Raw genomic sequence first — 23,485 nt, forward strand, 5'->3', positions numbered from 1 at the left:
ATGAATATCGACACCTTGCTGATCGACCTGCCCGCCGGCAAGCACCCCTGGCGCTTGCCGGTCTTTACCGACCTGGGCCTGCATCAACAGGCCCCGGCCCGTTTGCTGGCAGTGCTCGAACGCCAGCGTCCGGCGGTGGTAATGATGAGCGCCGAACAACTGGAGCGTCTGCTGGACTTTCCCGCCCTGGCCCTGAGTGATCTGAGCCATCTGCAACAACTGTTGTTCATCAGCCTCCGACCGGGCGACTGGCAGTTGGCGGAACGGGCAGCGGCGCAGCTCGATTGCCACGTAGAGGGTTTTACCGATGACGGGCGCGACCTGGTCAGCGTCAAGCGTGAGCACCAGCGCTGGTGCCAGCGGGCACTGGAACATCCCCAGGTGAATGCGGTGGCGCTGCACGGCACGACGCTGTTCGCGGTGCCCCAGCCGTGCGAACCGGCGACAGTGGACGATCAGTTGGACGCGACCGCAGCCGCCGTCGATCAGCAGTTCAGCGTCACGCAACTGACCGACGCCGTACAGTTGAACCAGCGCTTGAGCTACGCCGCCTTGCTGTCGATGCTCAATGGCCTGGAGCAGTGCGGCCTGCTGCCCGCACCGCTCAACGATGTGGCGCACAGCCTCGCCAATGCCGGCATCGCCCCCGGCCACCGCCCGCTCATCGCACGCTGGCTCGACGTGCTCCAAGCCGAGGATTTGCTGCGCCGCCAAGGCGACCACCTGCATCCCAACCTCGACGCCAGCACCTGGAGCGACGCCAGCCTGGAGGGCATCTGGGCACAGTTGAGCCTGGACTGGGCGCGCAACACCGGCGGCAGCGCCACCCTCGATTACGCGCGCGACAACGCTCGCCAGTTGCCGGCGTTGATGCGCGGTGAGTGCGCAGCGGTGCACCTGCTGTTTCCCGAAGGCCGCACCGAACGTGCGGCGGCGTTGTACCGCGAAAGCCTGGCGGCGCAGTACCAGCATCGCGCCGTGGCTCACTGGATTGGCGCCTGGGCTGCGCGCCAGAGCGGCACCGAGCCCTTGCGGGTGCTGGAAGTCGGTGCCGGCACCGGCTCCACCACCCAGGCCGTGGTGCCGGCCCTGGCCAAGGTCACGGTGGACTATCTGTGCACCGACGTGTCGCGCTACTTCAGCGAGCAGGCCGCCGAGCGTCTGCACGCTTGGCCGTGGGTGCGCCACGGGGTGTTTGATATCGACTGCCCCGCCCCTGCCCAAGGCTATCGCACCCAGAGTTGGGACCTGATCGTCGCCGGGGGCGTGCTGAATGCCGCCCGCGACACCGAGCGCTCGCTGGCCACCCTGCTCGCCTTGCTCAAACCCGGCGGCTGGCTGGTGTTCAGCGAGCCGACCCAGGAGGAGTTCTGGGTGATGGCCTCCCAGGCTTTCATGCTCAACCAGGCCAGCGATGAGCGCGCGCTGAGCAGCAGTACCTTCCTGGACCTCAACCAATGGCAAACCGCCCTGGCCCGCGCCGGGTTCCAGGGCAATCGCAGCCTGCCCGCCGCCGACCACCCGCTGGCGTCGCTCGGCCATCGTGTGTTCGTCGCCCAAGTGCCCTGCCAACGCTTGAGCCGCGCCGCGCTGGCCGCGCACCTGGAACACCCAGACCTGCACCTGGAACTGCTCGACCGTTTGCCCGACCTGCCTACCGCCAAGGACTTGCCATGACCCCGCTGGCCTACCCTTTCAATGCCTTCACCGACCTGGAGCTCGCCGAGCCTTACCGCCATGCCCAGCAAGCACCGGGCCTGCTGCGTATCCAGATGCCCATCGGCGCGCCCGCCTGGCTCGCCACGCGCTATGACGATGTGCGCCTGGTGCTGAGCGACCGGCGCTTCAGCCGCAGCGAAGCATTTCGCCGCGACGATGCCCCGCGAGCATTCCCGCGAATTGCCGGCGGCATCGTGATGATGGACCCGCCGCAACTCACGCGGATCCGCTCCCGCGCCGCCCAGGCGTTTACCCGGCGGCGCGTCGAAGCACTGCGCCCCCATGCCCGGGCCTACGCCCATGAGTTGATCGACCGTATGCTCGCCGCCGGCCCGCCCGCCGACTTGGTTGGCGACTATGCCTTACCGTTGCCCCTGGCGTTGATTTGCGAGCTGCTGGGCGTACCGCTGCAAGACCGTGAACGCTTTAAGGTATGGAACGACTCATTGCTGTCGACCCGCGCCGAAGACGCCGCGTTGACCCAACAGCACTTGGGTGAACTGGCCGAGTACATCAAGGGCCTGGTCGCCGAGCGGCGCCGTCAGCCTCAGGACGATTTCATGACCGCCCTGGCCCAGGCCGATGACCAAGGCGAGCGCCTGAGCGAAGACCAACTGCTGCTGTTGTGCATCGCCATCCTCGTCGCCGGCTACGAAGGCAGTGCTTCGCAGATCCCCAATTTCATTCTGGTGTTGCTGGACAATCCCGCACAGTGGCAACAACTCAAGGCCCATCCCGAGCAGATTCCCCAGGCGGTGGAAGAGCTGCTGCGCTATATCCCGCTGGCGTCGGCGGCGATGTTTGTGCATTACGCCCTCGAAGATATCCAGGTGGGTGAAACCCTGGTTCGCCAGGGCGAAGCCGTTTTCGCGTCAATCGGTGCGGCCAACCATGACCCGGCGCGCTTTGCCGACCCGCAAACCCTCAACCTGCAACGCGATGCCGCCGGCCATTTCGGCTTCGGCCACGGCCTGCATCACTGCATCGGCTCGGCGCTGGCGCGGGTGGAGCTGCAAGAGGCGTTGCAAGCCTTGGTAGAACGCCTGCCCAACCTGCAACGCTGCGGGCAGGTGCAGTGGAAAACGGCGACGTTCTTTCGCGGTGCCCACTGCCTGCCGGTGACCTGGTCATGAGCCGCGCTCGTCCACGCGTGATCGTCGCCGGCACCGCGTTCGGCCGCATCTACCTTCAAGCCTTGGCTCGTGCCCATGAGCGCTATGAATTGGTCGGTATCCTGTCGCGTGGCAATGCCTATTCGAAAGCCTGCGCCGATCACTACGGCGTGGCGCTGTACGAGGCCGTCGAGCAGGTGCCCGATAGCGTCGACATTGCCTGCGTGGTGGTGCGTTCCGGCGCCACCGGTGGCGTGGGCAGCGAACTGGCCCAGCAGTTCTTGCGCCGTGGCATTCACGTATTGCAGGAACACCCGGTGCATCACCGCGAAATCGCCGCGTGCATGCAGGCGGCGCGTCAGGGCCAGGCGGCCTATGCGGTCAATACGCTGTACCCGAATATCCTTGCGATCCGGCGTTTTCTGGCGGTAGCCGCGTACCTGCGTGAGCAACAAGGGCTGGCCTATATCGACGCGGCCTGTAACAGCCAGGTGGCCTACCCGTTGCTGGATATTCTCGGGCGCCTGGCCGGTGGTTTGCGGCCCTGGGTATTTGCGGCGCCGGCCACCAGTGTCGGTGCGCAACCCTTCACGCGGTTGAACGCCAGCTTCAATGGCGTGCCGATCAGCCTGCGCGTGCAAAACCAGGTGCACCCCCAAGACCCGGATAACCACTCGTTCCTGCTGCATCGCCTTGAAGTGGGTTGTGAAGCCGGGGTGCTGAGCCTGTGCGACACCCACGGCCCGGTGCTGTGGAACCCACGCCTGCACGCACCACGGGACGACACCGACCGCCTGATCATGGCAGGCAAAGGCAGTGAACGATTGGCCGGGCCAAGCATGGTGGTGCTCGACCCGCACATACCCGCCAGCTATCACCAGGTGTTCAACCAGCTCTGGCCCGATGCGGTCAGCCTCGCCCTGGATGCGCTGTGCGCCGACATCGCCGAACCGGCGCAGCGCCTGCGCAGCGGCATGTGGGCCACCGAGGTGTCGATGGCCTGGCGTGAAATGAACAGCCTGATCGGCATGCCGGAACTGATTGAACCGCCGATTCCCCGTGCGCTGCCGATGACCGAACTGCATCGCTGCGCCGACGCCGTACAGCCGCCTGGCGCTGACCCCAGCGCGCAACTCGTGGGAGCCCTGCCCTTTTGAACACTGCCCAATCCCGTTCGTCCTGCAGCCATGTGCTGCTGTGGGTTCGCGACCTGCACCAGGCGGTGGCGAACTTTCGCGCCGCCGGTTTCGAGGTCATCTACGCCACCGCCGAGGCCCGCGCGCAACATGCGCATATCTGGTTCAGCCGCGGGCCGATCATCGAGCTGCTCACCACCCCGCGTCATGCCTGGTTGTTCAAGTGGCCCATCGACTGCCTGGCCGGGCGTGGCGCCGGGCGGCGCATGTTGCGCTGGGCTGCCCAGGGTGAGGGGTTTTGCGACCTCGCGCTGCTCTGCGATGACCTGGCCCTGGCACCCCGTCTGACAAACCTGGCGGCCGGCGGCGTGGCCATGGGCCGTGTGGTGAAGTGGCAACGCACCTGTGCGGACGGCAGCCAGACGCGCTTTCGGTTTGTTTACCCACGACATGAGCGCCTGCCGTTTCTGGTCACGCCCTATTCACCCTCCCAGCACCCGCAGCGACTGATCCATCCCAACGGCGCCACGGGGCTGGCGGCCATTCACCTGGGCGTAAGCCCCGCCGACCGCACCGCCCTCAACCTGCTCGCGGGCGATGACCCGATGTTGCACCTGCAACCCGCCGAATTTACCGGCGTACAGGCGGTGCAAGTCGCCGGCCTGGCGCAACCATTGACGTTACACGGTGCGCAATTGCTGAGCTGCCCGACTGCACATGGAGATAGCCATGCTTGATGGATTCACAGACTGGCCCGAAGATTTTATCCGCCGCTACCGCGAGCAAGGCTACTGGCAAGGCGTGCCACTGGGCCAACTGCTGCGTGAGCAAGCCCAGCGTACGCCGCAGCAAGAGGCGCTGGTGGACGGCAACCGACGCTGGAGCTACGCCGAGCTGGACCAACACGCCGACCGCCTGGCCGCCGGCCTCGCCGCGCGCGGGCTGGTCGCCGGCCAGCGAGTGCTGGTGCAACTGCCCAATATCGCCGAGTTTTTCAGCCTGACCTTCGCTCTGTTGCGCCTGGGAGCGATCCCTGTGTTTGCGTTGCCGGCCCACCGCGAACATGAATTGGCCCACTTGGCGCACCTTAGCCAAGCGGTGGCCTATGTGATTATCGACCAGCACTTGGGCTTCGATTATCGGCCCCTGGCGCGCACGTTGCGTAGCCAAGTGTCGAGCCTGCAACAGGTGTGGGTGGTAGGCGCAGCCGAGGAATTCGTGGCCCTGGCCGACTGCGTCGCCACGCCTCACCCGTTCCCGGCGCCGGACGCTCGCGATGTGGCGGTGCTATTGCTGTCCGGCGGCACCACTGGCCTGCCCAAGCTGATCCCGCGCACCCATGACGACTATGCGTGCAATGCCCGGCTGGCGGCGCAAGCCTGCGGTTTCGACCGCCACACCCGTTACCTGGCAGCGCTGCCGGTGGCACATAACTTCCCGCTGGCCTCGCCGGGGGCACTCGGGGTGTTCAGTGTCGGCGCCACCCTGGTACTGGCGCCGGAACCAAGCCCCGACACCGCCTTCGAACTGATCGAGCGCGAACGCATTACCCACACGGCGTTGATTCCGCCATTGGTGTTGCTGTGGCTGGAAGTGGCGCAATGGTCCGACAACGACCTCAGCAGCTTACAATGGCTGCAAGTCGGTGGCGCACGCCTCAAGGCCGAGATCGCCGCACGCATCCGCCCCACCCTGGGCTGTGGCCTGCAACAGGTGTACGGCATGGCCGAAGGATTGCTGTGTTTTACCAGGCTGGATGACCCGCAGGCGCTGGTCTTCGACACCCAGGGCCTGCCGCTGACCGGCGCAGACGAGATCCGTATCGTCGATGCCGACGATGTGCCGGTGGCTCCCGGCGCCGTCGGTGAATTGCTGGTGCGCGGGCCCTACACCATTCGCGGTTACTACAACGCTCGCGAGCACAACCAGCGCGCCTTTACCGCCGATGGCTTTTATCGCAGCGGCGACCTGGTACGGCGCCTGCCCGAAGGGCACTTGATCGTCGAGGGGCGCAGCAAGGATGTGATCAACCGGGGCGGCGAAAAGATTCCGGTGGAAGAGATCGAGAACCTGCTGCTCGGCCATCCGCTGATCCGCGATGTGGCGTTGGTGGCGCTGGCCGACGAGTTGCTGGGTGAGCGCAGTTGCGCCTGCGTACTGGCCCACGGCGCGCCATTGGACCTGGCGTCGATCAACGCCTGGCTGCGCGAGCGTGGGCTGGCGGCCTACAAGTTGCCAGACCGCTTGCAAGTGCTGCGCGAGTTTCCGCTGACGCGCCTGGGCAAGGTCAACCGCAAGGCCCTGGCGGAACAGGTGCTGGCCTTATGAGCCCGTGGCTACGTGTATTGCGTGAGGGGCAACAGCCCCGCGCACGCCTGGTGTGCCTGCCCCACGCCGGTGGCAGCGCGAGCTTTTTTCGGCCGTGGCTGGCGCATTTGCCGGGTGACATTGACCTGTTGGCAGTGCAGTACCCCGGGCGCGAAGAGCGCTTCAACGAAGCGCATATCCCATGCCTGGCGACCCTCGCCGAGCACATCAGCCAGGCGTTGCTGACCTTGCCTGCGCGGCCCCTGTGGCTGTTCGGCCACAGCATGGGCGCGGCGCTTGCCTATGCCGTCGGCACGCTGCTGGAGGCCGACGGTGTCGGCCCTGACCACGTGTTTGTTTCGGCCCACGCACCGCCGCACCGGCAACCCTCCAGCGACCTGCATCGCCAGGACGACAGCGCGTTGATTGCCGACATCCTGCGCCAGGACAGCCAGGCCGCCGACCTGTGGGCCAACCCGCAGTTACGCACGCTGTTTCTGCCGGCGTTGCGCAGCGACTACCAGGCCATAGAAACCTGGCGCCCCGCGAACCTACAGCCGTTAACGGCACCGCTGGACGTGCTGCTGGCCCGCGATGACGCCGAAGTCAGCCTGGAGCAGGCTCGCGCCTGGGCCGACCTGAGCCGCCATACCCCGGACATCCGCCTGTTCGACGGCGACCACTTTTACCTCAAGCATCAGCCGCGACCGGTGATCGACCACCTGTTGCAGCGCACCGCCTACCTTCAGGGAGACGCACGATGAAAACCCCGGAACACTGCACTGGCCTTCACGACATTCGCCATGCCATCGATAGCCTCGACCAGCAGATCATCGACGCCCTCGGCCTGCGCATGCAATACGTCAAGGCCGCCTCCGCATTCAAACCCGACCAGGCCAGCATTGCCGCACCCGATCGCGTTGCGGCGATGTTGCCCCAGCGCCGGCAGTGGGCGCAGGAGGTCGGGCTGGATGGCGAGTTTGTCGAGGGTCTGTTCAACCAGATCATCCACTGGTACATCGCCGAGCAGACGGCCTTCTGGCTACAGAAAAAGAGCCAGTGCGTATGAACGCGGCCAATTTGCTCAAGACCTTCCAGGCCGCGCACCAACGGGCGGTGGCGTACCAGCGCCCCGTTATTGCCGTCAGCGCCTACCCCGCGCCGACGCTGGCGCCCCTGGCACTGTACGAGGCCCATCGCCAGGGTTTCTTCTGGTGTGCGCACTCGCCGGACTTGAGTTTGTTCGGCCTCGGCTGCACCTGGCAGATCGAAGCCTCGGGGCCCCAGCGCATGGCCGAAGTGGATCGCCAATGGTTCGCACTGTGCGCCGATGCGCTGGTGGACGGCCCGCATCCGCCCTTGCTGCTGGGCGGTATGCGCTTTGATGAGCAGCAGCCCTGCGCATCCCATTGGGCGCCGTTTGCCGATGCCAGTTTCCACCTTGCCCACTGGTTGCTCAGCGAGGACAGCCACGGGCGCTGGCTACGCTGCCAGCGCGTGGTCGAGCCCGGCAGCGATCCTGCGGCCTTGGTGCAAGCAAGCCTGGCCGCCCTTGAACAACTGCTCAACCCAGCCACCCACGTTGCTCCTACCCCCTATGTAGTGGAACGCGTCGCACTGCCGCGGGATCAATGGCAGGCCAAGGTCGACACCGCGTTGAACGTCATCGCCCGGGGTGACTTGAGCAAGGTGGTGCTGGCGCGTCATATCGACCACCACCTGGACGCCGCGCTCGACACTGGCGCGGTGATGGGCCGCCTGCACGCTCGGCGTAACGCCTCGCACTTGTTCGCGATTCACCGGGGCGAACACTGCTTCATGGGCGCCACACCCGAGCGGTTGCTCAGTTGCGAGGCGGGCCGTCTCACCACCCACGCCCTGGCAGGCAGCACCCGTCGTGGGTTAAAGCCCAATGAAGATCAGGCGCTGGGGAAACGTTTATTGGCCGACCCGAAAGAGCAGCACGAGCATCGACTGGTGGTACAGACCATTACCCAAGCCTTGGGTGACAAGGTCAGCGACCTGCACGCCGCGCCGCACCCCAACTTGCTGAAACTTGCCACCGTGCAGCATTTGAGCACGCCCATCACCGCGAGGCTCAACGCCGGCAAGCGCCTGCTGGACGGTATCCAAGCCTTGCACCCTACCCCCGCGGTCGGCGGTCTACCGCGCGCGCCTGCGCTGGATTTTATCCGTGAACACGAAGGCTTTGATCGCGGCTGGTATGCCGCGCCAGTGGGCTGGCTGGATGCCGAGGGCAATGGCGATTTTCTCGTGGCCCTGCGCTCGGCGCTGATCACTCCCAGGCACTGCCATGCGTTTGCCGGCTGCGGCATTGTCGAGGGCTCGCTGCCGGCCAATGAGTACGAAGAAACCCAGATCAAGCTGGCAAGCATGCAACAGGCGCTGCAACTGGCCTGCCCTGCTGATACTGACGTGGCGTACAGCCAAACTCGCGGCGAAACACCGTATGCAAGTACTGCGCAGAGGTGAAGCCGCAGCGGGCGGCGATGTCGGCGATGGCCAGGTCCTGGTTCTCCAGGCCCTTGGCGGCGGCCGCGAGTTTGAAGCGCAGGATTTCATCATGCACGCTGCACCCGCGCACCTTGCGAAAGTGCGCTTCCAATGACGAGCGTGAGACCCCGACATAGGCGGCGACCTGGTCGGTCTTGATACCCTGGCACGCGTACTGGCGGATAAACAGCAATGCCTGCATCACATAAGGGTTGCCCAAGGGCTGATGCAGGCTGGAGGCTTGCACGTTGATCGCATCCGGCGGTACCAGCACCTGCGTGCCGGTGCAGGGCTTGCCGTGCAGCATCTGATGCAGCAAGGCCGCGGCAGTACGGCCCATGGTCTCGGTGCCCTGGATCACCGAACTCAGCGGCACCCGCGTCAGGGTGCGAGTCAGCGGGTCGTTGTCGATACCAATCAACGCCACCTCCTCCGGCACCGCAATGCCCGCCGTCAGGCAAGCTTGCAACAACTGCCGGGCGCGAGCATCGGTGACCGCGATAATACCGATGGGCTTGGGCAGGCTGTGCAGCCAGGCAATCTGCTGCTCCACCGCGCTGTCCCACAACGGCGCACTGGTGCCCAGGCCGCGATAGATCTCCACCGGCAAGCCATCGCGTTGCACCAAGCCGCGAAAGGCTTTCTCACGCTCCTGCGCCCAGCGATTGGCCTGGGCCTCGGGCAGGCTGAAACAGGCAAACCGCGTCAGCCCGGCCTCGATCAAATGCTCGTAGGCCAGCTTCATCAAGGCATGGTTATCGGTCGCAACATAGGGAATGCCCTTGGGGTACGCGCTGACATCCTCGTAAGATCCCCCCACCGCCACCACCGGTATCCGACTCCCGGCCAGCGCCTCGCCGATCAACGGGTCATCGAAGTCGGCAATGATGCCGTCTCCCTGCCAACGCTCGATACCGCGCAGACGGCAGAGAAAATCCTCTTCCAGGAACAAGTCCCAGGACGCGCGGGTGCTGCTCAGGTAATTGCCGATACCGGTGATGATGCCGCGGTCGTAGATTTTGCTGCCGTTGAAGAGCAAAGCGATGCGGTGCACGGGCGGTAGGGTTTTCATTGTTTTTGTCCTTGGGGCCGGTAGGTGCAGACTAGACCTCGCTGTGCAAAATCGCACTACACCTTGGTGATTTTCATAATCAGCGGCCAGGGCGCCGTTGCTAGTATCCAGACACCGCCCAGAACAATAAGGAAACCGCCATGCCGTACTTCCCCGGTGTCGAGAAGGTTCGCTTCGAAGGCCCTGCCAGCGCATCCCCCCTCGCCTTTCGCCATTACGACGCCAACAAGCTGATCCTCGGCAAACCCATGCGTGAGCACCTGCGCATGGCCGCTTGTTACTGGCATACCTTTGTGTGGCCGGGAGCGGATATGTTTGGCATGGGTACGTTCAAACGCCCATGGCAGCGCAATGGCGATCCGATGGAGGTGGCAATCGGCAAAGCGGAGGCGGCCTTTGAGTTTTTCTCCAAATTGGGCATCGACTACTACAGCTTTCACGACACCGACGTAGCGCCGGAAGGCAGCTCGCTCAAGGAGTACCGCAACCATTTCGCACAGATGGTCGATCACCTGGAGCGCCATCAGGAACAGACCGGCATCAAGCTGCTGTGGGGCACCGCCAATTGCTTCAGCAACCCGCGCTTTGCCGCCGGGGCCGCGAGCAATCCCGACCCGGAGGTGTTTGCCTACGCCGCCGCGCAAGTGTTCAGTGCGATGAATGCCACGCTGCGTCTCAAGGGTGCCAACTATGTGCTATGGGGCGGCCGTGAAGGTTATGAAACCCTGCTCAACACCGACCTCAAGCGTGAGCGAGAGCAGCTCGGCCGGTTTATGCGCATGGTGGTGGAGCACAAGCACAAGATCGGCTTTACGGGTGACCTGTTGATCGAGCCAAAACCCCAGGAGCCTACCAAGCACCAGTACGATTACGACAGCGCTACGGTGTTCGGCTTCCTGCATGAGTACGGCCTGGAGAACGAAATCAAGGTGAACATCGAGGCCAACCACGCGACGCTGGCCGGGCACAGTTTTCATCATGAAATTGCCACGGCCGTGTCCCTCGGGATATTCGGCAGCATCGACGCCAACCGCGGCGACCCGCAGAACGGCTGGGACACCGACCAGTTCCCCAACAGCGTCGAAGAAATGACCCTGGCCACCTATGAAATCCTCAAGGCCGGAGGCTTCAAGAACGGTGGCTACAATTTCGATTCCAAGGTGCGCCGCCAGAGCCTGGACGAGGTGGACCTGTTCCACGGGCATGTGGCAGCCATGGATGTGCTGGCGCTGGCCCTGGAACGTGCGGCGGCGATGGTGCAGAACGACACGTTGCAGCAATTCAAGGACCAGCGTTACGCCGGGTGGCAGCAGCCATTGGGCCAGGCGGTGCTGGCGGGCGAGTTCAGCCTGGAATCATTGGCTGAACATGCGTTTGCCCACGAACTGAATCCGCAGGCCGTGAGTGGTCGACAGGAGATGCTTGAGGGGGTTGTGAATCGGTTTATCTACACCTGAGTGTCCTGTGGCGAGGGAGCAAGCTTTCTCGCCACAATGAGAGTCTTCACCTAGTGTCTTTCCAACAACAATAAAAGGACGCACCACCATGAAGTCATTCACACGCACCCTGCTCGCCACTGCCCTGGCCCTGCTCGCCTTGCCGGTGATGGCCGATCCGGCCCATCCGAAAATCGGGTTTTCCATCGATGACTTGCGCCTGGAGCGCTGGTCCCGCGACCGCGATTACTTCGTCGCCGCCGCGGAAAAACTTGATGCCAAGGTCTTCGTGCAGTCCGCTGATGCCAACGAGCAAAAGCAAATCTCGCAAATCGAAAACCTGATCTCCCGTGGCGTCGATGTGATCGTGATCGTGCCGTTCAACGCCACGGTGCTGACCAACGCCGTAGCCGAAGCCAAGAAGGCCGGGATCAAAGTGGTGTCTTATGACCGCCTGATCCTCAACGCAGACATCGACGCGTACATCTCGTTTGATAACGAAAAAGTCGGTGAGATGCAGGCCAACGGCGTGCTGCAAGCGGCGCCCAAGGGCAATTACTTCCTGCTCGGCGGCGCACCGACGGACAACAACGCCAAGGTGCTGCGCGAAGGCCAGATGAAGGTGCTGCAACCGGCTATCGACAAGGGCGACATCAAGATTGTCGGCCAGCAGTGGGTCAAGGAGTGGAACCCTACCGAAGCCTTGAGCATTGTCGAAAACGCCCTGACCCGTAATGACAACAAGATCGATGCCATCGTTGCCTCCAACGACGCCACCGCTGGCGGCGCGATTCAGGCCCTGGCCGCACAGAAGCTGGCGGGCAAGGTGCCGATCTCCGGCCAGGACGCTGACCTTGCGGCAATCAAGCGCGTGATCGACGGCACCCAGACCATGACCGTCTACAAGCCGCTCAAGCTGATCGCCACCGAAGCCGCCAAACTCTCGGTGCAACTGGCGCGCAGCGAAAAGCCGACCTATAGCTCGCAGTACGACAACGGCAGCAAGAAAGTCGACACCATCCTGCTCACCCCAACACCGCTGACCAAAGCCAATATCGACGTACTGGAGAAGGATGGGTTCTACACCAAAGAGCAGATCGGCGGGCAATGACCGCCATGGCCGCCGACTACCTGCTGCAAATGAACGGCATCGTCAAAAGCTTTGGCGGTGTCAACGCCCTCAATGGCATCGATATCAAGGTACGCCCGGGAGAATGCGTCGGGCTGTGCGGTGAGAACGGTGCCGGTAAATCCACCTTGATGAAGGTGCTGTCGGCGGTCTATCCCTACGGCACCTGGGAGGGCGAAATCCTCTGGGACGGGCTACCGCTCAAGGCCCAGTCCATTCGCGAAACCGAGGCCGCCGGCATCGTCATCATTCACCAGGAACTGACCCTGGTGCCCGACCTGTCGGTAGCCGAAAACATCTTCATGGGCCACGAGCTGACCCTGCCCGGCGGGCGCATGAACTACCCGGCGATGCTGCAACGGGCCGAAGCCTTGATGCGCGAACTCAAGGTGCCGGACATGAACGTGGCGCTGCCAGTGTCGCAGTACGGCGGCGGCTACCAGCAACTGGTGGAAATCGCCAAGGCCCTCAACAAGCAAGCGCGCCTGTTGATCCTTGACGAGCCGTCCTCAGCCCTGACCCGCTCGGAAATCGAAGTGCTGCTGGACATCATCCAGGGCCTCAAGGCCAAGGGCGTGGCCTGCGTGTATATCTCGCACAAGCTCGATGAAGTGGCGGCGGTGTGCGACACCATCGCAGTGATCCGCGACGGCAAGCACATCGCGACCACCGCCATGGCGGACATGGACATTGCACAGATCATCACCCAAATGGTCGGCCGCGAAATGAGCAACCTCTACCCCACCGAGCCACATGCAGTGGGCGAGGTGATTTTTGAAGCGCGCAACGTCACCTGCTACGACGTCGACAACCCCAAGCGCAAGCGCGTCGACGATATTTCGTTTGTGCTCAAGCGCGGCGAAATCCTCGGCATTGCAGGGCTCGTGGGCGCCGGGCGCACCGAACTGGTGTCGGCACTGTTCGGCGCCTACCCCGGACGCTACAGCGCGCAGGTGTGGCTGGACGGCCAAATCGTCGATACGCGCACACCGCTCAAATCGATCCGCGCCGGGTTGTGCATGGTGCCCGAAGACCGCAAGCGCCAAGGCATCATTCCCGACCTGGGCGTCGGCCATAACATCACCCTGGCTGTGCTCGACACCTATGCGCACCTGAGCCGCATCGACGCTGAGGCCGAACTGGGCAGCATCGACCAGCAAATCGCACGTATGCACCTCAAGACCGCCAGCCCGTTGCTGCCGATCACCAGCCTGTCCGGCGGCAATCAGCAAAAGGCCGTGCTCGCGAAAATGCTGATGGCCAAGCCCAAGGTGCTGATCCTCGACGAACCCACACGTGGGGTGGATGTGGGCGCCAAGTATGAGATCTACAAACTGATGGGCGCGCTGGCGGCCGAAGGTGTGTCGATCATCATGGTTTCCTCGGAGCTGGCCGAAGTGCTCGGCGTATCCAACCGCGTGCTGGTAATCGGCGACGGCCAACTGCGCGGTGACTTCATCAACGAGGGGCTTACCCAGGAACAGGTGCTCGCCGCTGCGCTCAGCCAACACCCTAATAATCGGAAGACCGCGTAGATGAATCAGGTCAAACAGCTTTTCACCCGCTACAAAATGCTCGCCCTGGTGATCGCCGTGGCGTTCATCTGGCTGTTTTTCAGTTGGCAGACCGAGGGCGGCTTCGTCACGCCGCGCAACTTGTCCAACCTGCTGCGGCAGATGTCGATCACCGGCATATTGGCGTGCGGTATGGTGCTGGTGATTATCAGCGGCGAGATCGATTTGTCGGTAGGTTCGTTGCTCGGACTGTTGGGCGGGCTGGCGGCGATTCTGGACGTGGTCTATCACGTACCGCTGCTGGCCAACCTCAGCCTGGTGGCGCTGTGCGGGTTGATGATCGGCCTGGCCAACGGTTACATGACCGCCTATCTGCGCATCCCCTCGTTTATCGTCGGCCTGGGCGGGATGCTGGCGTTTCGCGGGATTTTGCTGGGGATTACCGGCGGCACCACCATTGCACCGGTGTCGCCGTCGCTGGTGTATGTGGGCCAGGGGTATTTGCCCCACACCGTCGGTATCGGGCTCGGGGTGTTGCTGTTTGCCCTGACGGTATTCCTCACCTGGAAACAACGGCGCAACCGCGCGCTGCATGGTTTGGCCGCGCACTCGCCGGTGCGTGATGGATTGCGCGTGGTGCTGATCGGTGCGGTGCTCGCCGGGTTTGTCACCACGCTGAACCGCTACGACGGCATTCCGGTACCGGTGCTGTTGTTACTGGTGCTGCTCGGCGTTTTCAGCTACGTCACTCGCCAGACCGTGTTCGGCCGCCGCGTCTATGCGGTGGGCAGCAATATGGAAGCCACGCGCCTGTCGGGCATCAATGTGCAAGCGGTGAAACTGTGGATCTTCGGCATCATGGGCGTGATGTGCGCCCTCGCCGGTCTGGTCAACACCGCCCGCCTCGCCGCCGGGTCACCGTCGGCGGGCAACATGGGCGAACTCGACGCCATCGCCGCATGTTTTATTGGCGGCACCTCGATGCGCGGTGGCTCGGGCACGGTGTATGGCGCGTTGCTCGGAGCATTGGTGATTACCAGCCTGGATAACGGCATGTCGATGCTCGACGTGGACAGTTACTGGCAGATGATCGTCAAGGGCAGCATTTTGGTAGTGGCGGTGTGGGTGGATGTGAGTACGCGGGCAGGACGGCGCTGATTCGCCAGTCCCTCAAAACGGCGGCGTGGCGCACATAGTCATGCCGCCATCCAGCCGACTGAGGGGCTCAGGCAATCAGTAAATGATCTTCCCATCAAATAGATTGTAAACATGCTTCGGTATTTTGGAGGGCGAAGCGAGGTACACAAACAACTTTTGGCCCTGCTCTTTGAAAGCCAGCACCTGCAAAACCTTTCCAGCACCTATGGCAACATGGTCCTTCAAAAAGTCCGTCGACATATTCATTTTCGGCACTGACTCATCAAATACATACACCACCTGCTGGGTGGCATGGGTTCGCTGCTTCGCCGCGCCTTTGGCCCATCCTTCCCATTCGGCAGAATTACGCACCGTCGCCGAAGCAGATTGTACCCCCGGGTCCTGGAACACTTTCCCAACACCATCTTTAAGCCTTTTCGCGCCTTCATCCGTAACAAAAGCCGAGCGATAAGCTTTGCCTTCATAAGGGTTCAATTGATTGAACTCGCCGAGAAACGCTTCAAGCTCAGGCGTGGTCTTACCCGCTCTCAGTGGTCCGTTGACAAAGTCGGAATCCGCGTGAGTGTAGGTTTCAATCCATTCGAACTCACCCGCATTACTCTCGCCCATAAGTGTAACCAGCGTCTTTGTAAACTGCTCTACCTCGTGTTCCTTAACGGGGAGCGCCATGTCGGCATGTTGTTGAGCAACGGCGTCCAACGTTTCCCGTGCCTGTCTGTATTTACGGGAAAAATATTCTTTCAGCCCCCCACCCGGGACGCCCATTCTTGTCCACACTCCCGCCTCATCCGGCTTGGCGGCAATGCCGCTATATGCCAATTTTGAGGGGTCTTGCGCGTCGGGTACTCGCAACTTGTAATGTTCACCATCTGCCACATCGGGTTTGTCAGCAACAAAATACTTCTTGCCCCTGAACTCCACCTCGCGCATTCCCGCAAAGGTTGGCGCTGGGGTGGACGGCGTAGTGGCCGGAGCATTTGATATTCGCGTCAGTTCAACTTCGTTAGGCTGCGCTGCAGGGTGCCATTGGTAACGATCATTGGCGCTGGCGTTAAACGGTATGAGCGGCGGCTCCTGCGCCTCTGGCCCGACTGGCGACAGCTCGTGCGCCAGCTGCAAAGCTGAAATGGCCGCTGCGGCATTGCCTGCCACGCGATCATTAGCCGTCATGCCATAAATGGAGTCGTGCACTCCGAAAACGATCTGGCCCAGATTGCCAACGACGGGCGCATAACCAAAGGTACTGCCCCATACTTCTTTTATTGCCTTCCATCGTTGCTGCGAGGCGCCAAATACCTGTGTCTGGTCATTCCACACCGCATTATTGGCATTTAACCCTTGGTACGCTGCGGCAATACCGGAGCTGAGGCTACCGTGCTTCAAAAAATAATCACTGCCTCGCGACTTCGTATAATTGAATGTTTCCCACACCGGCACAGCCTTGTCTTTGACTATGTTTTGACGCCCCGGATAGGTAGCAAGATTGCCCGCAATGTAATGATCAAGTACCTCGCCAGCTTTGGGCCAATGCGCGTCTTTACCGCCTTGTCTGTCGCTGGCATTGAATCGACTGACGATGCTATGGCGATTTTCTTTGGCCCACTCGGAAAACCCTCTATCGCCCGATATTTCACTGGCCTTGCCGCTCTTCAAATCAATCATCAACCCCTTATTGGGTCGATGCTCGACATTCCCATCAAAGGGCAAGTCAGGAATAAAGGCATAGCCTGCCAATGGGTAACCATAGAGATTGGGAATAATGACTTGGCCGTTCCAATATAACGTTCGATGGATCGCCTCTTGTGTTTCAACGCTTAACTTTTCGAAGCCAGTCTTATCGTTTAACAGGCTTTGCAAGGTGCCGCGCAGCACATAGACATCCGCTTTGCCCGAGCGCTCGGCCAGTGGCCCTGACTCATCGCTCATTGGCTTGGCTACCTCAGCTTCCCAATGGCCCTGGAGTCGCGCTCCCAACGCCTCCAGATCACTGATCCTGCTGCGGTCTTGTGGCTCGATGTGGGTTGTTCGGAAATTGACCAGGCCACCTTCCGATGTCCGGTCGTGCTTTAGCGCGCCAGCTGCTATTTCCCAAGCAAAGTAGGTGCGTGTGTCCGTGTTGGTTTTTACCTCCGGCGTCCATTTCCCTACGTAAGTGTTGAATGTCACGCTGATTTTTTCATGGGGGTCGTACCCAGCGGCCAACAATCCGGCGCTAAAGTAACCTGCAGGTTCCAGGAACTGACGAGTCTGTTGGAACCGGATATTGCGCTCACCTTCGTTACCCCGTTCTATGCTATCGATCAGCGCGGTAACCCGGAGGGCATACGCATCGATACACTGCAGCTGTTCTTCCAGGGTATTGCGCAAAGAGCCCGTGAAAGGTCCATGGATGATCGTAGTGTAAAGCGCCTCTTGGGACAGAGGTCGGGCCAGAATGCTCGATGTTTCGCTGAGAGGGTCAGCTGTATTGTTGCTGGGGAAATCCAGTGCGCCCGTGATCTCTGAATACGAGGGATCACCGGGCAAATAGCAATCGGGGCTCAGTGAAGAAAAATCATCCAAGAACATTGATGAGGTACCTTTTCCAGACAATTGCGATTACCCCACCTGACTGCATCATAGGGGGCAGGCTGCGCTGGTGGAGTTTGCGTACACAGATCGCGCCCCCTCGTAACTACATCAGCCGTCAGATGAGTCGCACCTCCAAGCGAATAGGTTCCTCCAATAAGCGTGGCACGTGTTACATGCCGTTTTCGCTATTGCTCACTGTCGATATTGCACATTGGTTAGTGGCGCCTTTGGGCGCGCCATGGTTAAAACTGTGGGAGGGGGCTTGCTCCCGATGAGGGAGTGTCAGAAGCACATCTGTGACTGACCCGCCGCCCTCGGGGGCAAGTCGAATCGTCGCACCGCCCCTCCCACATTGATCTGATTTTTTCCATGGGTTATTGCGAACGCAAACTAAAAGTCCATAATGGACAAATAAGTTTATTCAGAGGCGTCCATGTCCAATCCCCCCCTCATCATCGACCAGGCCCAGGCCCGTAGCTTGCTGGCTCAAATCGACGTGCCCGCTATCCTGCGCAAGCTGTTTCGCGAGCTCGCCGCCGGGCAGGCGGTGCAGCCGGCGCAGCAGTGGGTGGAGTTTCCCCAAGGCGCGGGAGATTTCATCAATTACCTGGGAGTGCTGGCAGAAGATGGCGTGTATGGCGTCAAGACCTCGCCCTACATCGTGCGTGAACAGGGCCCGCTGGTGACGGCGTGGACCCTGCTGATGTCGATGCACAGCGGCCAGCCGCTGCTGTTGTGCGATGCCGCTGAATTGACCACCGCACGCACGGCCGCCACCACCGCATTGGCAGTCGACGCGCTGGCGCCGCTGTCGGCGCAGCGCCTGGCGATTATCGGCAGCGGCAAGGTCGCCCAGGCACACCTGCGCTATGTGCAAAACCTGCGTGACTGGCAGCACATCCGCCTGTATTCCCCAAGCCTTGGCAGTGCCAGCGCCGAAACGCGCGCGCAACTCAACGCGCTGGACCCGCGCCTGAGCCTCGCCGCCAGCTGCGATGCCGCGCTGCAAGACGCCGATGTGATTCTGCTCTGCACCTCATCGGCAGGCCCAGTGATCGACCCGATGCGCCTGAGCAAGCCCGCGTTGATCACCTCCATCAGCACCAACGCACCGCGTGCCCACGAAGTGCCTCCCGTGTGCCTCGAACAGATGCAGGTGTACTGCGATTATCGCCAGACCACCCCGGATGCGGCGGGCGACATGCTGATTGCCAGCGAACAGCACGGCTGGGATAAACGTGCGGTGCTCGGCGACCTGCCCGAACTGCTCAGCGATATGGCGCAGCGCCCGGACCCTCAGCGCCATGTGTTTTTCCGCTCTATCGGCCTGGGCCTGGAAGATATTGCATTGGCCAATGCCCTGTACCAACGCCAGCGCTAATCAGGAGATTCACATGCACCACGCAGACTTCATCATCATCGGCGGCGGCATTGCCGGCGCGTCCACCGGCTTCTGGTTGTCGCAGCACGCCAAGGTGCTGGTGCTGGAGCGCGAAAACCATCCGGCCTATCACTCCACGGGGCGCTCGGCGGCGCTCTACACCGCTGCATACGGCACCCCGCAAGTGCGCGCGCTGACCCTGGCCAGCCGGGCGTTTTTCGACCAGCCGCCAGCAGGTTTCTGCGAACACCCACTGCTCACTCCGCGGGGCGAAATGACCGTCGATTTCACCGGCGACCCGGCCGAACTCGATAGTCAATACCTGAGCGCCAAAGCCACCGTGGCACAGGTGGAACGCTTGAGCGCCGACGAGGCCTGTAAACGCTTGCCGATCCTGCGCCGGGAAAAAGTCCACGGCGCAATCTATGACCCAACGGCGTGCGACATCGATACCGACGCCCTGCACCAGGGCTACCTGCGCGGCATCCGTCGCAACAATGGCCAAGTGCGCACCGACAGCCATGTGCTGGGCTTGAGCCGCGACATCGACGGCCTGTGGCACGTGCGTACCCAGGATGGGACCTTCACCGCGCCGGTCATCATCAATGCTGCCGGCGCCTGGGCCGACCATATCGGCGGCCTGGCAGGCGCGGCCTCCATCGGTTTGCAACCCAAACGTCGCTCCGCATTTATCTTCGCCGGCCCGGACGGCGTCGATGCCCATGACTGGCCGATGCTGGTGGCCCTTGACGAAGCCTTCTACATGAAGCCCGACGCGGGCATGTTCCTCGGCTCGCCGGCCAACGCCGACCCGGTCCAGGCCCAGGACGTGCAACCCGAAGAGCTGGATATCGCCATGGGCATCTACCAGATCGAGGAAGCCACCACCCTGACCATCCGCCGCCCGACGCGCACCTGGGCCGGCCTGCGCAGTTTTGTGGCCGATGGGGATTTGCTCAGCGGTTTTGACCCACAGGTACCGGGGCTGTTCTGGGTGGCGGCACAGGGCGGTTATGGCATCCAGACCTCACCGGCCATGGGCCAGGCCAGCGCTGCACTGGTGCGCGGCGAGCCGCTGCCCGAGCACCTCGTACAGTTCGGGCTGGACGCTGGTATGCTCTCCCCCGTCCGCCTGGAGCCCCTTTGATGAACACCGCTGAACACGACAACGTCATGCAGAACTTTCGTGCGATTGCCGATGCGATCGCCACGCTGTTCTTTCCCCATGCGGAGGTGGTCCTGCATGACCTGCGCACGCAAACCATCGACTACATCGCCAACAATCTGTCCAAACGCAGCCTGGGTGACGACTCGTCGCTGGAGGACATGCTCGACGGCGACGTCAGCGAAGTGAATATCGGCCCTTATGAGAAGCTTAACTGGGACGGTCAGAAAATCCGCAGCCTGAGCACCGTGCTGCACGACCACAACGGACGCCGGCTGGCCGTGCTGTGCATCAACCTGAATATCTCACTGCTGGAAAACGCCAAGGCCGCGCTGGATCTGTTCCTGTCGCCGAGCAAGCTGATCGCCCAGCCGGACGCGCTGTTTCGCGATGATTGGCAGGAGCGCATCAACACCTTTCTGCATGGCTGGCTGCGTGAGCGTCAGTTGAGCCTGAACCTGCTGACCCGCGACCACAAACGTGAACTGGTGTTGGCGTTACACGCCGAAGGCGCGTTCAAGGGCAAGAGCGCGTCCAACTATGTCGCCAACGTACTGGGCATGGGGCGGGCGACGGTCTACAAGCATTTGAAGGAACTCAAGGGTTGAGCCCTTTCTGAAGACAGCGCCGCCCCCCTGTGGGAGCTCGACAGCTCCCACATTGACCGCGTATTTCCCTGGATCAGTCGCCGTAGATATCAGCCTTGAAGTACTGCTGTGAAATCTTCTGGTATTCACCACTGGCACGAATGCCGTCGATGGCCGCATTCAATTCGCTGACCAACTCGCCATTGCCCTTGCGCACCGCAATCCCCGCGCCCTCGCCCACGTATTTCGGATCCTTGAGTTCCGGCCCCACAAACGCGTAACCCTGGCCGCGTGGCATCGAGAGGAAGTCACTCAAGGGGATGGTGTCAGCAAAAATCGCGTCCAGGCGCCCTGCGGCCAGGTCCATGTAGATCTCTTCGTTATTGCTGTAGCGCTTGACGTTGATGCCCTTGGGTTCGAACACCTCGGTGGCATAACGGTCGGTGGTGGTGGCGCGCTGTACGCCGACGTTCTTGCCCTTGAGGCTGGCGTACTGGTCATCCACCACTGCGCCGTCCTTCATCACCAGGCGTGAGGAGGTGAAGTAGTATTTGTGGGTGAAATCCACCGACTTCTTGCGGTCCTCGTTGATGGTCATGGACGACAGCGCCAGGTCGATTTTCTTGACCTTGAGGGACGGGATCAAACCATCGAACTCACCTTCAACCCACACGCACTTGACCTTCATTTGCGCGCACAGGGCGTTGCCGATGTCGTAGTCGAAGCCGACGATCTTGCCGTCGCCGGTCTTGGACGCAAACGGTGGGTAAGCGGCCTCGATGCCGATGCGCAGGGTTTTCTCGGCGGCCAGCAGGTGGCCGGCAGCGAACAGACTCAGGGCCAGGGCGGGAATAAGGTGGCGTTTCTTCATGAGCGGGTTCTCGCGGGTTGTTGTTGGTTTGGCAAGAGTGAAGAAAAACGGACAGCAGCTGTTTTGTACTTATAATTCCATACTGGACTTTTATGCTCATCGCGTCAATTCAGAACAAACGCGTACGAAATGTGGGAGGGGGCTTGCTCCCGATAGCGGTGTTTCAGTCACATAGAGACTGACTGACACTCTGCTATCGGGAGCAAGCCCCCTCCCACACTTGGACTTACAGTGCTCGTGAGACCTTACTTCGACACCGGCATCGCAAACTCCGCACCCTGTTCAATACTCTCCGACCAACGCTGCATGATCGACTTCTGCTTGGTGTAGAAACGCACCCCCTCAGTGCCGTAGGCATGCATGTCGCCAAACAGGCTCTTCTTCCAGCCGCCAAAACCATGCCAGGCCATCGGTACAGGGATCGGCACGTTGATGCCAACCATGCCCACTTCAATGCGCCGGGCGAATTCGCGGGCGATGTTGCCGTCGCGGGTGAAGCAGCTGACGCCGTTGCCAAACTCGTGGTCGTTGACCAGCTTCACCGCTTCGGCGAAATCGTTGACGCGCACGCAGGCCAGCACCGGGCCGAAGATTTCTTCGCGGTAGATGCTCATGTCTTGGGTCACGTGGTCGAACAGCGTGGCGCCAAGCCAGAAGCCGTTTTCCAGGCCGGGTTCGGTTGGCACGTAGTCACGACCGTCGAGCAACAATTGCGCGCCGGCCTGTACGCCCTGCTCGATATAGCCGCTGATGCGCTCCAGGGCGGCCCGCGAAACGATCGGGCCCATCTCGGCTTTCAAGTCGCGGCCGTCGGTAATGCGCAGCGTCTTGGCGCGCTCGCTCAAGGCAGCGATGACCTTATCCCCCACATCCCCCACCAGCACCGCCACCGAAATGGCCATGCAGCGCTCGCCGGCGCTACCGTAGGCAGCGCCCATCAGTGCATCGACGGTGCGCTCGATATCGGCGTCGGGCATCACCACCATGTGGTTTTTCGCCCCGCCCAGGCCTTGTACGCGCTTGCCGTTGCGGGCGCCGCTCTCATAGATGTACTGCGCAATCGGCGTAGAACCGACAAAGCTCACGGCCTTGACGTCCGGGTGTTCGATCAGCGCATCCACCGATTCCTTGTCGCCCTGCACCACGTTGAACACGCCTTTGGGCAAGCCCGCTTCACGCAGCAGCTCGGCCATGAACAACGAAGCGCTCGGGTCGGTGGGGCTTGGCTTGAGGATGAAGGTGTTGCCCGCCGCGATGGCGATCGGGTACATCCACATCGGCACCATCACCGGGAAGTTGAATGGCGTCACGCCGGCCACCACGCCCAGCGGCTGGCGCATGGTCCAGTTGTCCATGCCACGGGAGACCTGGTCGGAATGCTCGCCCTTGAGCAGGTTGGGAATGCCGCAGGCAAATTCGAGAATGTCGATGCCACGGTCGACTTCGCCCTGGGCGTCAGTGAAGACCTTGCCGTGCTCGGCGACAATGATGCGCGCCAAGTCATCCTTGCGCTCACGCAGCAGGTGCAGGTATTCAAACAACACGCGGGCGCGGCGGATCGGCGGGGTGTCGGCCCAGCCGGCGAATGCAGCCTGGGCGGCAGCGACGGCTTCGCCTACGGTCTGGCGGCTGGCCAGGGCCACGCGCGCGGTGACGTCACCGGTGGCCGGGTTGTAGACGTCCTGATAGCGATCATCGCGGCTCACGCGCTGGTCGTTGATGTAGTGCTCAATGGTCGTGGTCATGGCAATGGATCCCAGGTAGGTAGCGTTGGGACACACGATAGGCTTTCGATTTGTTCCAAACCAGAGCA

19 protein-coding genes are annotated in these 23,485 nt (G+C 62.0%); 15 read left to right on the plus strand and 4 right to left on the minus strand.

Annotated features, from left to right (window positions below):
- The 8 genes from J1G33_RS22370 to J1G33_RS22405 are packed head-to-tail and all read left to right on the plus strand — an operon-like array spanning window position 1 to window position 8,767.
- Entirely contained in the window at window positions 1-1,677 is a 1,677-nt protein-coding gene (locus J1G33_RS22370) for a class I SAM-dependent methyltransferase (RefSeq protein WP_223018772.1), read from the plus strand.
- Window positions 1,674-2,852 carry a cytochrome P450 gene (locus J1G33_RS22375; RefSeq protein ID WP_223018773.1) on the plus strand — a complete coding sequence of 393 codons (1,179 nt, stop codon included), beginning with the start codon at window positions 1,674-1,676 and terminating at the stop codon, window positions 2,850-2,852. Before J1G33_RS22370 ends, J1G33_RS22375 begins: the two co-directional genes overlap by 4 nt.
- Complete coding sequence (locus J1G33_RS22380) at window positions 2,849-3,988, plus strand: Gfo/Idh/MocA family oxidoreductase (RefSeq protein WP_148854108.1); 1,140 nt, start codon at window positions 2,849-2,851, stop codon at window positions 3,986-3,988. The genes J1G33_RS22375 and J1G33_RS22380 overlap by 4 nt, the downstream gene beginning before the upstream one ends.
- On the plus strand, window positions 3,985-4,704 hold the full coding sequence (locus J1G33_RS22385) for a VOC family protein (protein ID WP_032876535.1): 720 nt from the start codon (window positions 3,985-3,987) through the stop codon (window positions 4,702-4,704). The genes J1G33_RS22380 and J1G33_RS22385 overlap by 4 nt, the downstream gene beginning before the upstream one ends.
- Window positions 4,697-6,295 carry an AMP-binding protein gene (locus J1G33_RS22390; protein WP_032876538.1) on the plus strand — a complete coding sequence of 533 codons (1,599 nt, stop codon included), beginning with the start codon at window positions 4,697-4,699 and terminating at the stop codon, window positions 6,293-6,295. Before J1G33_RS22385 ends, J1G33_RS22390 begins: the two co-directional genes overlap by 8 nt.
- Window positions 6,292-7,038, plus strand: coding sequence for an alpha/beta fold hydrolase (locus tag J1G33_RS22395; RefSeq protein WP_103735304.1), 747 nt, complete (start codon window positions 6,292-6,294; stop codon window positions 7,036-7,038). The genes J1G33_RS22390 and J1G33_RS22395 overlap by 4 nt, the downstream gene beginning before the upstream one ends.
- Window positions 7,035-7,343 (plus strand): isochorismate lyase, encoded by a 309-nt coding sequence (locus tag J1G33_RS22400; RefSeq protein ID WP_223018774.1) that lies wholly within the window; start codon window positions 7,035-7,037, stop codon window positions 7,341-7,343. The genes J1G33_RS22395 and J1G33_RS22400 overlap by 4 nt, the downstream gene beginning before the upstream one ends.
- Window positions 7,340-8,767: an isochorismate synthase gene (locus J1G33_RS22405; RefSeq protein ID WP_223018775.1), complete on the plus strand. Its 1,428-nt coding sequence runs from the start codon at window positions 7,340-7,342 to the stop codon at window positions 8,765-8,767. Before J1G33_RS22400 ends, J1G33_RS22405 begins: the two co-directional genes overlap by 4 nt.
- Here the strand turns inward: J1G33_RS22405 and J1G33_RS22410 are convergent.
- On the minus strand, window positions 8,655-9,860 hold the full coding sequence (locus J1G33_RS22410; protein WP_103735306.1) for a XylR family transcriptional regulator: 1,206 nt from the start codon (window positions 9,858-9,860) through the stop codon (window positions 8,655-8,657). The two genes, J1G33_RS22405 and J1G33_RS22410, sit on opposite strands and share 113 nt — an antisense overlap.
- Window positions 9,861-10,000: 140 nt before the next feature.
- Between J1G33_RS22410 and xylA the strand changes: the two genes are divergently transcribed.
- From xylA to J1G33_RS22430, 4 genes are all read left to right on the plus strand, one after another.
- Window positions 10,001-11,317, plus strand: coding sequence for a xylose isomerase (gene xylA / locus J1G33_RS22415; RefSeq protein ID WP_223018776.1), 1,317 nt, complete (start codon window positions 10,001-10,003; stop codon window positions 11,315-11,317).
- An 88-nt stretch (window positions 11,318-11,405) separates the two neighbouring features.
- Window positions 11,406-12,407 (plus strand): D-xylose ABC transporter substrate-binding protein, encoded by a 1,002-nt coding sequence (gene xylF, locus J1G33_RS22420; protein WP_223018777.1) that lies wholly within the window; start codon window positions 11,406-11,408, stop codon window positions 12,405-12,407.
- Window positions 12,404-13,960 carry a D-xylose ABC transporter ATP-binding protein gene (gene xylG, locus J1G33_RS22425; RefSeq protein ID WP_223018778.1) on the plus strand — a complete coding sequence of 519 codons (1,557 nt, stop codon included), beginning with the start codon at window positions 12,404-12,406 and terminating at the stop codon, window positions 13,958-13,960. Before xylF ends, xylG begins: the two co-directional genes overlap by 4 nt.
- Window positions 13,961-15,097: a sugar ABC transporter permease gene (locus J1G33_RS22430; RefSeq protein ID WP_032876554.1), complete on the plus strand. Its 1,137-nt coding sequence runs from the start codon at window positions 13,961-13,963 to the stop codon at window positions 15,095-15,097.
- A 75-nt stretch (window positions 15,098-15,172) separates the two neighbouring features.
- Here the strand turns inward: J1G33_RS22430 and J1G33_RS22435 are convergent, their stop codons facing one another.
- Window positions 15,173-17,665, minus strand: coding sequence for a hypothetical protein (locus J1G33_RS22435; protein WP_223018779.1), 2,493 nt, complete (start codon window positions 17,663-17,665; stop codon window positions 15,173-15,175).
- 436 nt (window positions 17,666-18,101) lie between these two features.
- Here J1G33_RS22435 and J1G33_RS22440 point away from each other — a divergent pair, with 436 nt between their 5' ends.
- Genes J1G33_RS22440 through J1G33_RS22450 form a run of 3 tightly spaced genes read left to right on the plus strand, consistent with a single transcriptional unit; the run spans window position 18,102 to window position 20,822 of the window.
- Window positions 18,102-19,049: an ornithine cyclodeaminase family protein gene (locus tag J1G33_RS22440; protein ID WP_032876556.1), complete on the plus strand. Its 948-nt coding sequence runs from the start codon at window positions 18,102-18,104 to the stop codon at window positions 19,047-19,049.
- A gap of 13 nt (window positions 19,050-19,062) precedes the next feature.
- Entirely contained in the window at window positions 19,063-20,196 is a 1,134-nt protein-coding gene (locus J1G33_RS22445; RefSeq protein WP_223018780.1) for an FAD-binding oxidoreductase, read from the plus strand.
- Window positions 20,196-20,822, plus strand: coding sequence for a PAS domain-containing protein (locus J1G33_RS22450; protein WP_223018781.1), 627 nt, complete (start codon window positions 20,196-20,198; stop codon window positions 20,820-20,822). Before J1G33_RS22445 ends, J1G33_RS22450 begins: the two co-directional genes overlap by 1 nt.
- Window positions 20,823-20,895: 73 nt before the next feature.
- Here J1G33_RS22450 and J1G33_RS22455 read toward each other — a convergent pair whose 3' ends face one another.
- Both J1G33_RS22455 and J1G33_RS22460 read right to left on the minus strand, forming a co-directional pair.
- Entirely contained in the window at window positions 20,896-21,672 is a 777-nt protein-coding gene (locus J1G33_RS22455) for an ABC transporter substrate-binding protein (protein WP_223018782.1), read from the minus strand.
- A gap of 245 nt (window positions 21,673-21,917) precedes the next feature.
- Window positions 21,918-23,417, minus strand: a complete 1,500-nt coding sequence (locus J1G33_RS22460; protein WP_032876565.1) for a CoA-acylating methylmalonate-semialdehyde dehydrogenase — start codon at window positions 23,415-23,417, stop codon at window positions 21,918-21,920.
- Window positions 23,418-23,485 lie beyond the last annotated feature (68 nt).

Origin of the sequence: Pseudomonas sp. P867 (genome assembly GCF_019891455.1) — a bacterium.
Classification (GTDB): domain Bacteria; phylum Pseudomonadota; class Gammaproteobacteria; order Pseudomonadales; family Pseudomonadaceae; genus Aquipseudomonas; species Aquipseudomonas synxantha_A.